Here is a 13,233-nt window from a genome sequence, read left to right as displayed (position 1 = left end):
GCGGTCAGACCGCACTCCAGTTTGAACTACCTGACCCCGAATGAGTTCGTGGCAGGATTGCAAAACGATTTATCAACTGAGACCAGAAAGTTAAGTTCTCAGTGGTAGGAAATTCCCGGGCAGGTCATTTGCTTGGGATAAATCTTACGGTTTGTCCTGCAGCGAAATGCGTTCAATTCTTCGGGCAATGTCGGAAAGTACCCGGAATCAATTTATCTTCTGGCTGAGCGGGGTGGGACGTCACGAGGAAAATGACTGGAATAAACACGTCATCCCATTGATTGAAGAAGATTGGCCAAGAGAGCGGCAATACAGGACTATGGCAGTCACTGGTGCTTGGGTTAGTTTACTTGGCGAGACAGGGGTGAATTTTCCAAGTGTCTATGAGGCGGTGAAAAAATTCCTGGTGCCCTTGGAGACAAATAATCATTCACTCTATCGTTTTATACGCGAGACCGCTGGCGAGCAACCGATCACAGTCTTGTTTCCGGAAAAGACTTTGGACTTAATGAACAGAATTACGCCAGATACGCTCGGCCCCCTTGCGTATGAGTTACCGAAAGTTCTTGCATTAATTTCAGAAACTAAGCCTGACCTGACCTCTGACCCGAGTTATTTGCGTCTTATTGATCTGCTTGAGCGGACTTGAAAATCTCGAGTTTTCAGTGTTTCATGCCTGTAAGTTCAGATACCTCATTGTGCAAACAGATGAGTAACTGAACAAAAAAATCTTGGCTTTCTGTGTAGATAGAAACGTCACCCCAACAAAGTTTCCCATAGCTTCCGAATGGGTTTTCGCATCACCATCAGCGCGGGGTCGCTGGTGCGTGATTTGTCATGCCCGGCCAGGCGCAAGGCATGCTGTTTGGCCCGCAATTGCCGGTAAGCATCCGCCACGTAATTGGCCAGGTCTGCGGGTACCAAGCCCAGTTCTCCTGCCTTTTTCAGCAAGGCAATATTGCCTTTGTTCTTTGTCAGTTCCGGGTGTTTGCTCGCATAGCCCAGCACCAATGCCTGCACCATGAACTCCACATCCACCATGCCACCCAAGTCGTGTTTGACGTCAAACAGTTCGGAGTGGTTGGGATGCCCTTCCAGCATTTTTTGGCGCATGGCGATCACCTCTTTTTTCACATCATTCCAGTCGCGGGGCAGCTGTAAAATTTCTTCGCGAAGTGTCTCGAATTTTTTTCCGATTTCAACATCGCCCACACAGAAACGCGCCCGGGTCAGGGCCTGGTGTTCCCAAAACCAGGCACCCACTCCACCCTCACGGCGCTGGTAGTCTTCAAACGATTCCACGCTGCTGACCAGCAAACCTGCCTCGCCGTTGGGGCGCAGACGAAAATCAGTTTCAAACAAAGTGCCTGCTGCGGTTTGCGTGGTGAGCCAGCGGTTCATGCGCTTGGCCAATTGGGCATACAAGTCGGGTGCGCGGTCATCTTCGTCTTCGAACAGAAAAATAAGGTCGAGGTCGGAGGAATAGCCCAACTCTTTGCCACCATGCTTGCCATAGGCCACTACTGCAAAGCGTGGTTGTGCCCTGTGTCGTTTGGGCAGCTGATCCCAAGCTCGTTCCAGAATAACTTCAAGTGTGCAATCGGCCAATTCCGACAACAGATCGGAAACATGTTCAACCGTCAGCAGGTTTTCAAGGTCTTGGGTGAGCACCCTGAACAATTGTGCATGATGCTGTTCGCGAATCAGGTCCATTTGCCGTTCAAGATCGGCTTGCCCGTCAGGCAATTTGGCTTGGTCCAGCAGTTCACGAAGTTGCTGTTTCCATTGCTCGAAATCAGGGGGAGTTAACAGGGTTCGGCTGTCCAGCAGTTCATCCAGCAGCAGTGGGTGTTTGATCAAAAAATTCGCAGCCCATGGGCTTGCGGCAAGCATGCGGCTGACCCGCATGCGTGCAATCGGGTATTCGTCCAGAAGGCTTAAATAAGCGCCCCGCCGCGACACGGTTTCAATCAGGTCGCAGCAATAGCGCCAGCAGGAGTCTGGTGCCGAAGAGGCACTTGCAGCGGCCAGCAAAGTGGGCATCAGGCGGTCAACCCGCTCCCGGTGCGCGCTGGGCAGGGCCTGGTATCTGCTTGATTCAATCAAATGCTGGTAACGGTCTTGTGCTGCTTTGGGGTTGGTAAATCCCTGGGTCAACGTGTCTGCCCAAGGCAGTTCCAGACTGGGGGTTTCTTCGTCTTCCTGTTTGTCGCCAAACACCACGTCAAAGTGGCTGGCCACGTAATCCATGTGGCGGTTCAGGGCCTTCATGAAATTGCCCGGGTCTTGAAATCCCATGGATCTTGCAATGCGCAGCACCTCGGTGGGGCTGGCGGGCAGGCGGTGGGTTTGCGCATCGTCCACATACTGCAGCCGGTGTTCAAGGTTGCGCAAAAAGCGATAGGCGGCCACCATTTTGTCATGGTCGTCTTTGGTAATCAGCCCCAGTTCCACACACACTTCCAGGACATCGACCGTGCGCCGCAGTTGCAGCTTGGGCTCGCGGCCGCCGCGAATCAGTTGAAAAGCCTGCGCCGTGAACTCAATTTCGCGAATGCCACCACGCCCGAGTTTCACATGCACCGAGCCCGGGTGCTGACTTTCCCGTTTGTTCACTTCATTGCGAATTTGTACATGCAGCGCACGCAAGGCACGGATTGAACCGAAGTCCAGGTATTTTCGAAACACAAAAGGCCGAACAATGTTGTTTAGATTGTCCAGGCTTTGCTGAAAGGCCGCGTCTTGTGCAGGGTCAACTGCCCAGTTCACCACACGGGCCTTGATCCAGGCATAGCGCTCCCACTCGCGGCCTTGCACCACAAAATATTCTTCCAGCATGTCAAGGCTCACCACCAGTGGGCCTGAATCGCCGTTTGGGCGAAGGCGCATGTCGACCCGGAACACGAAGCCTTCGTCGGTCACTTCAGAAATCATCTTGATGACCCGTTTGCCCACTTGCGAAAAGAATTCAGCGTGCGACTGTGTTTTGCCAGTAGGGCCACCCAGTGTCTCTCCATTCTGGTTGTACAGGAAGATCAGGTCGATGTCGCTGGAGGCGTTCAGCTCAAGCCCGCCCAACTTTCCCATGCCCACCACCATCATGCAGTCGCCATCGGCCGGTTCACCAAAACGCTCGGCTTGTAACTTGTGGCTGAATTTCAGGGCAATTTGCACTGCCGCATCGGCCAGGAAGGACAAAGCCTCGGTTACTTCGAACAAATCAACCTTGCCTTGCAGGTCACGGCGCATGATCTCAATCATGCTGCGTTGTCGAACCAAACGAAGTTCGGCCATCAGGGCCTTTTCATCGCTTAACTCCCGTGCTTTTTCCAGCCAGCTTTCAATGCAGTTCATCAGATGGTCTTCATCCCGCTCGGTGCTGTTCCATTCCGGAAAGCGGTTGAGCCAGCGTTTGGCATAGTCGGAGTGGTTGGGCCAAACCTGATGATAGAAATCCAGTGGGTCGTTCATGCGTGTCGTAATAAAGGGAAGCTTGGTTCTACAATAGCGTACTACAGGTGTTGACGATTATTCGGGCGGTATTTCTTGCAGGAAGGAACAAACCAGGCACTGGTGCAACAAGTCAAAGGCAACCTCGCGCTTCGGCGTGCAGGGGCGGTGCTGTTTTGGGTGTTGATTGCGGTGTACACCCCACTGTGCGTGGCTTTGTTGGCGATCAAATGGCTGGTGCTGCCCGAAATTGACCGCTATCGCCCTGAAATTCAGCAGTACTTGCAAACCCAAACCGGCACCTCGCTTGAAATTGGTGAAATTCAAGCCAGTTGGCGAGGTTTTGGCCCCTTGTTGGAGGTTCAAAACGTTCGTTTGCCAAATACCAGTGGCGAGCCTGGCTTCACCGCGGATCGGGTTCACCTCACCTGGTCCTTGCCCAGTATTCTTGCATTCAATCCCCGCCTGAAAAACCTGGAAATTCAGGCACCACATCTGAGTGTGGAGCGCAATTCCCAAGGGGTTTTTGAAGTGGCCGGTATTCCCATGCTGGACGATGGCAGCAAGGGCAATCCCGGCCTGGACTGGCTGTTGGCCCAACAACGGGTATTGCTGAAAAATGGCGTCTTGAACTGGAAGGATGCCATGGGGCAATTTCCGGAGGCGCAAGCGATTGAAACTGAACTGCTTATCGAAAACGGTTTGAGCCGCCATCAAGCCGGCCTAACATTCAAGCTGCCTGTGCTGGCCCAAACACCGGTGAATGCTCGTCTGGATTTCAGAACACCTTTGCTAGAACGCCAGTTGGGCGATTTTTCCAAGTGGAAAGGCAGTTTTTACCTGAATGCGCTGGTTGACCAAACCGAACCGCTGGAATCGGTATTCAAAACATTTGGTCTGGATGTGGACTTGACCCAGCCACAAGGAAAGCTGTGGATTGATTTCGCAGACGGGCTGGTACAGCGCTCGCTGCTGGATGCACGCGTGGGCACGTTGCGTTTTTCCAATCCCGAGATTGATGCCACACCTTTTGACATGACCAACACCAGCGCCTTGATCGAAGTGCAAGGCGAGCATGCCTTGTTTGAACCGAATGCAGTTTCAATTCGCCAGTTGAAGGGCCAAATTGCCGGTCAAAAACAGTTCGGGCCGACCGACCTGTCGCTCAAAAAGCAAATCAATGCTGACGGTGTTGACTGGGGTGTTCAAATTCAACAGCTGGATGCAGCCCAGGCCCATGCGGTAGTCCTCGAGTTGGGGCCGCACTTGGGGCAGCTTCAGCAGCTAGAAACCCTGAAATCGTTCGAGGTGGCCGGGAAAATCAACCGCGTTGCGCTGGACTGGCGAACAGCAGGCGAAATGCCGCATGAGGAATCGGTTTCATTTAAATCCGATGTTGATTTCAGCAAGCTCACCGTGTTGTATCGTGACCCGTCGCCGAAGTCGAACGGGCGAATTACAGGCTTTAAAAACCTCAGCGGCACATTCAAAGGCAGCGATTCCAAAGGTGAATGGACCTTGGCGGGCAGCAATTCTGAAATTTCACTGCCCGAAATATTTGCTGCAGAAATGCTTGCATTTGACGCCATTGAAGGCAAGGGCGCTTGGCGAGATGTGTTCACCGCCAATCAGCCCGCTGAATTTTCAGTGGAGCAACTGAAGGTCAGCAATGCAGACCTTCAGGCCCAGGTGGCCGGCAGTTACCAGTTTCGCAGGGATGAATCGGATGTCATCAACATCAAGGGCACTTTGCCCATGGCCAACATTGCACGGGTGGCCAATTACCTGCCGCTGGTGGTTGGGGCCAGTGCACGGGAATGGCTGACTGAGAACCTGAAAGCGGGCATGGCAAAAAACGGTCAGTTTGAGTTGTCTGGCCGCTTAAGCGATTTTCCTTTTGCTGATCCCAAACACCCCGGTGTGTTTCAAATTGAGGTGCCTTTTGAAGACGGCGAGCTGACTTATGCACCAGGTTGGCCAGGCATTCAAAATGTGAATGGCAAGGCCAGCTTCATCGGCAAACGCATGTTGATTGAGGCGCAGCAGGCCGAAACGTTGGGGGTAGGCCTGAAGGATGTTCAAGCCACCATCGACAATCTGGATGCCTGGGAGCCACTGCTTGAAATCAAGGGGCAGGGCCAAGGCGAGTTGGGCAAAATGGTGGCCTTTGTGAACCAAAGCCCAGTGCGGGAAATTCTGAATGAAGCGCTGATCAACGCCCAGGTGGAGGGCAACGCCAATCTGGATTTGCGCCTGACAATTCCGATTGCCAAACCTGAAGAAACCCAGGTCAAGGGCGATTTGCAATTGAAGGGCAATTCCATCCGGGTGGTGCGCGGCATGCCCGTGGTCAGCAACACCAGCGGGGTTATCCAGTTTTCCAACAAGGGTTTGTTTATCGAGCAACTGCTGGGGCAGGCCTTGGGCGGCCCCGTGGTGGTCAAAGGCACAACCGATGCCAATGGGCGCATGGAAATTCGGGCCAACGGCACCGCACGTGCCAAAGGCCTTGCCCAGTATCTGAACCCCTTGAGCGAACCTTATTTGGCTGGAAGCACCCCTTATTCAGTGGTGGTGGCGACTCGCGAGAATGGCGTGGTAGTGGATGTGAACAGCCAGTTGCAGGGATTGGAAGTGAAGTTGCCTGCACCTTTTGCGAAAAAGGGCGACGCCCGTGTGCCTTTCAAGTTGAACCAAACCGCCTCCGCAAAGGGCGAACGCTGGTTGGTCGATTTGGGCCCGGAAACAAAGCCGCTTGCACAAGTACGCGCCACGGTTCTGGACAATGGCGGGCAAGCAGGCATTGACTCCATGCAGTTTGCAATTGGCGCGCCTTTGGCTGCACCGACGGCAGGCATACAAGGTGATATTCGGGTACCTGCAATTGATTTGGACACGTGGCGCACCATTTACAACGACGTTACTTCCGCGTCTGGCAACAAAGGTTTGATGGGCGAACTGATGGGCGGCCCCACCCCAGAGGCCAATGTGAAGCTGAAAGTTGGAATTCGCACAGAGCGCCTGAATGTGGGCAGTAAATCATTCGAAGGTGTGTCCGTGGCGGCCCGTACCGTGGAAAAGCGTTGGCAGTTCGATGTGAAAGCCAAAGGTGTCGATGGGTACCTGTCCTGGATTTCTGACAAACAGCGGCCCGATGGTGCGGTGCTGGCTCGTTTTAAAACCCTGGTTATTCCCAAAACGCTGGACAGCGACATACGCGATTTGGTTGAAGAGCCTGCCTCCAGCATTCCTGCATTGGATGTACAAGTTGACAATTTCACCTTGAATGATTTGGTTTTGGGCAGCCTGAAATTGATCGCGGTGAATCAAAGCCGTGAGGAACAGGCGCGTGCTGTATTGGGACAACGCCCAAAAGAATGGAAGCTGGAAGAACTTCGCATTGAAAACCCGGAATCGATTACCCGAGCCAAGGGGGTTTGGCAGTACGGCGACAACCTGAAGAACCAGCGTACCGACATTGAAGTGGATCAAACTGTAAAAAATGCAGGCGGTTTGTTGACCCGACTTGGCATGGCCGGTGTTTTCCAGGGTGGCGAGGGTACGCTGCTTGGGCGATTGCGCTGGAATGACGCCCCTACCAATATTGACTACGGTAGTTTGAGCGGACAATTCAAGCTGAAAAGCAGCAAGGGTCAGTTTTTGAAGGCGGATCCCGGTGTGGCCAAATTACTGGGTGTGCTCTCCCTGCAAAGCATGCCACGTCGCTTTACACTTGATTTCAAAGACGTGTTTTCAGAAGGCTTTGCGTACGACACCATGGAAGCTGATGTGGCCATGAAAGAAGGCATTGCCAGCACCCAGAACTTCAAAATGACGGGTCCCAGTGCCACGGTCTTGATGGACGGCACTTTGGACCTTGAAAGCGAAACCCAGAACCTGAATGTGGTGGTGTTGCCCGACCTGAATCCTGCGGGTGGTTCGCTCATTTATTCAGTGATTGCAGCCAACCCGGCAGTGGGCATTGCTTCATTGATTGCCGATTTTGTACTGAAAGACCCGCTGTCGAAAATTTTCTCGTTTCAATACAAAGTAAGCGGCCCTTGGGTAGCCCCGGTTATAGAACGGGTGCGCAAGGGCGACCCGGTGACGCCGCCCACCAACGAGCCAAGCACAAGGAATTAGCATGAGCAAGCCCATGACCGTTGCAAGCCTGCAAATGATTGCAACGCCAGACCTTGATCAGAACCTGGACATTGCGCAACGCCTGATCGGCCGGGCGGGCAAGCAAGGCGCACGCATGGTATTGCTGCCTGAATATTTTTGCCTGATGGGCCACAAAGACACGGACAAGCTGGCCATTGCCGAACCGTTTGGGCGGGGGCCGATTCAGCAATTTTTGGCTGATCAGGCTGTAGTTCGCAACCTTCACATTGTCGCCGGCACATTGCCAATTGCAAGTGAGGTAGACGACCGTGTGTACAACACAAGCCTGGTATTCAATCCGCAGGGCGAGTGCACCGCACGCTACGACAAAATTCACCTGTTTTGCTTCGCCAACGGGCAGGAAAGTTACGATGAGGCTCGTGTGTTGCTGCCGGGAAACACGCCAGTGGTGGCGGATGTGGACGGCTTCAAAATCGGCTTGTCCGTTTGCTATGACCTTCGTTTTCCCGAGCTTTACCGCGCCATGGGTAAAGTTGACCTAATCGTGATGCCTGCAGCATTTACCTACACCACAGGCCGCGCCCACTGGGAGGTGCTCATGCGCGCCCGCGCGATTGAAAACCAGTGTTATGTGCTGGCATGCGGCCAAGGCGGCCTGCACGAGAACGGACGCCGCACCTGGGGTCATTCCATGTTGGTGAACCCGTGGGGCGAGGTTGAGAATGTGCTGGAAGAAGGCGAGGGGGTTGTGCTGGGTCAGCTTGACCCTGCTAAGATAGTTGACGTGCGAAACAGCTTGCCCGCGCTTACGCACCGCGTGCTTTAAAGGATTCAATATGAAAGTAGTAGACCCCGCCATTTCCAACCTGGCCACCGCTCAAAGCCTGTTGTGGACCCCCTATGGTATCGATGAGGGCCACATTCAAAAGGCCTTTGGTGAAATTTTCTCCCACAAGGTGGATTTCGCCGATTTGTACTTCCAATACGGTTGTATTGAAGGCTGGTCGCTGGACGAAGGCATTGTGAAATCGGGCAGCTACAACATTGAACAAGGTGTGGGCGTGCGCGCTGTCAGCGGTGATAAAACAGCGTTTGCGTACTCTGATGACATTTCCTTCAAGCCAATTTTGGCAGCCGCAAAATCGGTGCGTGAAATTGCAAGCCTGGGGAAAACCGCCAACCGCAATCTGAAAACAGGCAAGGGTTTTGCGGGTGCCGAAAGCCGTGCCCTGTATAGCCCCCTGAACCCCATTCCAACGCTAACCTCCACTGAAAAAGTGGATCTGCTCAAACGCCTGGAGCAATTCGCCCGCAAGCGCGACAAGCGCGTGAAACAGGTCATGGCCAATATTGTGGGTGCGTACGATGTGGTGCTGGTTGCCCGAAGCGACGGTGTCCTGGCCGCCGATGTGCGCCCCTTGGTGCGCGTGAATGTGAGCGTGGTGGTCGAGCAAAAAGGCCGTCGCGAAACAGGTTCCTCTGGCGCGGGTGGCCGTTACGATTTTGGTCATTTCAACGACGCATTTTTAATGCACCATGCCCACACCGCGGTCGATCAGGCTTTGATCAATCTGGAAGCCCGTCCTGCGCCCGCAGGCACGCAAACAGTGGTTTTGGGCTCGGGTTGGCCGGGTATTTTGCTGCATGAAGCGATTGGCCACGGCCTGGAAGGCGACTTTAACCGAAAGGGCAGCAGTGCGTTTTCAGGCATGATCGGCCAGCGCGTTGCCGCCAAGGGCGTAACCATTGTGGACGACGGAACCTTGGCCAGCCGCCGTGGCTCGCTCAATATTGACGACGAGGGCAATAAAACCCAGTGCACAACGCTGATTGAAGACGGTATTTTGAAGGGCTACATTCAAGACATCACCAATGCGCGCCTGATGAAAATGCCGGTGACTGGTAACGGTCGCCGAGAAAGTTTTGCCCACTTGCCCATGCCCCGCATGACCAACACCTACATGTTGAATGGCGACAAAACCCCTGAGGAAATTATTGCCAGCGTGAAAGACGGTGTGTATGCCGTGAACTTTGGCGGTGGACAGGTTGATATCACCAGCGGCAAGTTTGTGTTCTCGGCCTCGCTGGCCTACAAAATTGAAAACGGCAAGATTACCTATCCGCTCAAAGGAGCTACCCTGATCGGCAATGGCCCCGACTCGCTCACCAAAATTTCCATGGTGGGCAACGACATGGCATTGGATGACGGCGTAGGCACCTGTGGCAAAGAAGGGCAAAGCGTGCCTGTGGGTGTGGGCCAGCCCACATTGCGCATTGACGGGCTGGTAATGGGCGGTACTCAGTAAACTAGCGTTGGGGTGCGTAGGGGGCGATTGCATCATCCTCTTGCGCCCATTCCGCATGCAAGGCAGCCAGATTGCTTTGGTCCTGGGGTTGTGGGCCTTGCAGCACTTCAATATCACCTGTGAGCTTGTAAAGCAAGTTGGTGTCAATATTCTGCTTTGACAAAGACCAAGGTCCCAATGGCGTCGTCACCAGCAAGTTGCTCGGACCTTGCTCGAGCAAATGGCTGGCGATCTCCAGCGCCTCGAAGCTGTTGTTGTCCAATGAGATGGCCAAACGAGTAACCTCTCTGGCGTTGTGCCGCACTTCATCAGTGCAATTCTCTAGTTTGCGAAGAAAGTCCGCATGACCCTCATTGGGTTCCAGGAAGGTGCTTTTGAGTTGTTGTAAAGCGGACGCGGCGACAGCCTGCGCCTGTGGCAACATCATCCACGATGTGCAGATATTGTTCACCAAGGGAATTAAAATTGCGGTCTGCGCTCTGATTTGCGTGGCTAAGGCCCTGACCGCTTCCACGGTGGGGCGCTGTTGGGCCTGGGGAGGTGCAGGGGCAATATTCAATGGGTTCATTAGAATTGGGTTGATTCCGTTCATGCTCATGATTCGTCGGTTGGTGTATTGAAATTGAACGCCTAAGTGGACCTTACGCTGTCAAAGTTCCTTGTTTTTCAGTGGGATGCCAACCACATCCACCTGTGGCTTGCTAGAATTTCGCTTAGCGCGCTTGCACAGCGGCCATGAATTGATTACATTTAAAAGATGAACACGAATTTCGCGCACTCTTTTTATGCTTTTTTTGGCTTCTTTGCCTGGTTTGGGCAAGCGGCGGAAGAGGGTTGTGCGTAAAAACACATAGTTCAAACAGATCCCGAAACCGCCAGGCCTGAACCTCCTGGCGGTTTTTTTTTGAACCGACACTTTGAACAAAAAGCGCGCCAGCATTCAGGAGAATTGGCATGAACACGGTAACAGACGACTTGAGAATCAAAGAAATTAAAGAACTGACCACCCCTGCGGCCTTGATCGCAGATGTGCCTATCACCGCTGCAATCGCCGACACAGTCGCTGGTTGCCGTTCGGCCCTTCACAAAATATTGCACGGTGGCGATGATCGCTTGATCGTCGTCATGGGTCCATGCTCCATTCACGATGTGAAAGCTGCCATGGAATACGCCAACAAATTGAAGGTCTATCGCGAGAAATACGCAGAAGACCTTGAAATTGTGATGCGCGTGTATTTCGAGAAACCACGCACCACGGTGGGCTGGAAAGGATTGATCAACGACCCCAATCTGGACGGCAGCTTCGAGATTAACAAAGGCCTGCGCATGGCGCGTGAAGTGCTGGTGAACATCAACAGCCTTGGTCTTCCCGCAGGTACTGAATTTCTCGACATGATCACCCCACAGTACATTGCTGATTTGGTCAGCTGGGGCGCCATTGGTGCCCGCACCACCGAAAGTCAGATTCACCGAGAACTCTCGAGCGGTTTGAGCTGCCCGGTCGGTTTCAAGAACGGAACTGACGGCAATGTGAAAATTGCCGTGGATGCGATCAAGGCTGCGCAGCACCCACACCACTTCCTGAGTGTCACCAAAGAAGGTCGAAGTGCAATTGTCAGTACCTCTGGCAACGAAGACTGCCACATCATTCTGCGCGGTGGCAAAGGCCCCAACTACGATGCAGCTTCTGTTGAAGCCGCAGCGGCTGATATTGGCAAGGCCGGTTTGGCTGCCCGCATCATGATCGATGCAAGCCACGGTAACAGCAGCAAGGTGCCCAAAAACCAGGTGGGCGTGTGTGAAAACATTGCGGAACAACTTGCAGCTGGCGATGCTCGCATCATGGGTGTAATGGTTGAAAGCCATCTGGTTGAAGGTCGACAAGACTTGGAGCCTGGCAAGCCTTTAACCTATGGTCAAAGTATTACGGATGGTTGCATCGGTTGGGATGACAGCCATCAAGTACTGGAGACACTGGCACAAGGTGTGCGCAAACGCCGGCTTGCACAGGTTGCTTGATATCCGGGTTTAGCTGCCGTCAATTGTTGGTTAAGAACAGAGAATCCCGCCGGGTTTAAAACCCCGAGCGGGATTTTTGTTGTGCAGAACGAGTTTTGCTGAGTCAATAAGTTGAACTTCTATTGTGCAGAGTTAACAGACTTATCCTTCTGTAACTTTGTGGACTATTCAATATGTATTCAAGTTCTGTTTCCACGAACAACCCCGTGGTTGAACAATTCAACTTGAACAAACAAAATTTGAGCAACTTAAAGCGAGACATTTCTCCCTTGGCCAGTGCAGCTTTGGCGTTGGCCCAAACCGCGAGGGAAATGAAAGCGCATGTAACAGCGACAACCGGTAAATCCAAAACCTTGTTGTTTGCCCCACAGGGTGGCTCTATTCAATCTAAAGATTTGATCAACCTCTTGGGTGATGCCAAAGACACGCTCAAAGATTTCGCATCAAAAGCCAAAAGCCTTGATCAAGAAGTCGATTTCTTTCGAATCATCAAGAAGGTCTGTTTCGAGGTAATCTGGCTGCAGAACGGTTGTATTGAGGAACCATGTTTGCATGATTTTCCACCTAGCGCTCCTTAAATGACTCGGGAGCGCTAACCTTATGCAAAACGCCACCTCAACCCTTCACGCCCAGCTGCGGCATAGCACTGCCGTGCTAGATGGTTTCATTTCTGATGTTCAAACCATTAAAAAGGAGTCCAATGCCTTGACCAAATCGGTCAACTCGCTGGCCAAGGACTATTTAAAGCAATCTAAACGTTTTGCCATTTCACCCGGTGTGGTCAACCCGGTGCTCGAGAAATTGGGCAAATTGGGTGAATGCAGTCAGCTTGTTTACGATCAAGCCGACAACCTGAAAGGATGTCTGGATGCGGTGGTGAGCCGCAGCTACAAACCCGACTTAAAGCGTGCCGACCAAGGTAAGCCTACCAAAGTGTTGGTGCAGGCTGAACAAGAGGCCGCCACTTTCGAGACGCACATTCGCTTGGCAGAAAGTTTGGTCGCCACGGTGTTGCCCCGGCAGGTAGCCCCCGCTTGTCATGGCGCCTTGCCACCCGAGTATCGCAGTCTGGGTAGCATTGTTGATGCTTTGGAAGGCACTCAGGGTTTGATGAGCACTGGCGTGCGCGCGCCGTTGCTTGGCGAACTGAGGGTGGATGCGCTCAAAGCTGCAGCCCTGCACCTGCATGATCAAATTGAAGCAACTGGCGTGCGCACACGAGTTCCTCCTGCAACTCGCGGCCTTTGATTCCATTTTTACAATTTCGGCCAGGCAGGCGGGTTTAATCCACGTTAAGCCCGTCTCCCCCAGTACAATTAAAGTCCTGTAGCAA

10 protein-coding genes are annotated in these 13,233 nt (G+C 53.1%); 7 read left to right on the top strand and 3 right to left on the bottom strand.

The genetic code is table 11. From position 1 onward, the window contains the following. Positions 1–166 precede the first annotated feature (166 nt). Positions 167–649 (top strand): hypothetical protein, encoded by a 483-nt coding sequence (locus FCS97_RS13045; RefSeq protein ID WP_212746489.1) that lies wholly within the window; start codon positions 167–169, stop codon positions 647–649. Positions 650–756: 107 nt separating this feature from the next. Here the strand turns inward: FCS97_RS13045 and glnE are convergent, their stop codons facing one another. Further along, entirely contained in the window at positions 757–3,471 is a 2,715-nt protein-coding gene (glnE, locus tag FCS97_RS13040; RefSeq protein WP_138518865.1) for a bifunctional [glutamate--ammonia ligase]-adenylyl-L-tyrosine phosphorylase/[glutamate--ammonia-ligase] adenylyltransferase, read from the bottom strand. 75 nt (positions 3,472–3,546) lie between these two features. On the opposite strand from glnE, the gene FCS97_RS13035 reads away from it, so the two are divergent. From FCS97_RS13035 to tldD, 3 genes are read left to right on the top strand one after another with little or no spacing between them, the layout of a single operon-like run. Then, positions 3,547–7,593: a YhdP family protein gene (locus FCS97_RS13035; RefSeq protein WP_138518864.1), complete on the top strand. Its 4,047-nt coding sequence runs from the start codon at positions 3,547–3,549 to the stop codon at positions 7,591–7,593. A gap of 1 nt (position 7,594) precedes the next feature. Continuing rightward, on the top strand, positions 7,595–8,401 hold the full coding sequence (locus FCS97_RS13030) for a carbon-nitrogen hydrolase family protein (RefSeq protein ID WP_138518863.1): 807 nt from the start codon (positions 7,595–7,597) through the stop codon (positions 8,399–8,401). A 10-nt stretch (positions 8,402–8,411) separates the two neighbouring features. Beyond that, positions 8,412–9,881 (top strand): metalloprotease TldD, encoded by a 1,470-nt coding sequence (gene tldD / locus FCS97_RS13025; protein ID WP_138518862.1) that lies wholly within the window; start codon positions 8,412–8,414, stop codon positions 9,879–9,881. Between the two features lies 1 nt (position 9,882). Here the strand turns inward: tldD and FCS97_RS13020 are convergent, their stop codons facing one another. Both FCS97_RS13020 and FCS97_RS16620 read right to left on the bottom strand, forming a co-directional pair. Next, the gene (locus FCS97_RS13020) at positions 9,883–10,473 is read right to left on the bottom strand and encodes a hypothetical protein (protein WP_138518861.1); all 591 of its coding nucleotides are present in this window, start codon (positions 10,471–10,473) and stop codon (positions 9,883–9,885) included. Between the two features lie 57 nt (positions 10,474–10,530). After that, positions 10,531–10,806, bottom strand: a complete 276-nt coding sequence (locus FCS97_RS16620; RefSeq protein WP_138518860.1) for a hypothetical protein — start codon at positions 10,804–10,806, stop codon at positions 10,531–10,533. A gap of 29 nt (positions 10,807–10,835) precedes the next feature. On the opposite strand from FCS97_RS16620, the gene aroG reads away from it, so the two are divergent. The 3 genes from aroG to FCS97_RS13000 all read left to right on the top strand — a co-directional run bounded on the left by aroG (position 10,836) and on the right by FCS97_RS13000 (position 13,148). Then, the gene (aroG, locus tag FCS97_RS13010) at positions 10,836–11,900 is read left to right on the top strand and encodes a 3-deoxy-7-phosphoheptulonate synthase AroG (protein ID WP_138518859.1); all 1,065 of its coding nucleotides are present in this window, start codon (positions 10,836–10,838) and stop codon (positions 11,898–11,900) included. Between the two features lie 173 nt (positions 11,901–12,073). After that, positions 12,074–12,478, top strand: coding sequence for a hypothetical protein (locus FCS97_RS13005; protein WP_138518858.1), 405 nt, complete (start codon positions 12,074–12,076; stop codon positions 12,476–12,478). Between the two features lie 22 nt (positions 12,479–12,500). After that, positions 12,501–13,148: a hypothetical protein gene (locus FCS97_RS13000; RefSeq protein WP_138518857.1), complete on the top strand. Its 648-nt coding sequence runs from the start codon at positions 12,501–12,503 to the stop codon at positions 13,146–13,148. Positions 13,149–13,233 lie beyond the last annotated feature (85 nt).

The sequence above is a fragment of the Limnobacter alexandrii genome, assembly GCF_005871185.1.
Lineage (GTDB): Bacteria > Pseudomonadota > Gammaproteobacteria > Burkholderiales > Burkholderiaceae_B > Limnobacter > Limnobacter alexandrii.
This window is presented reverse-complemented; position numbering and strand designations above follow the sequence as displayed.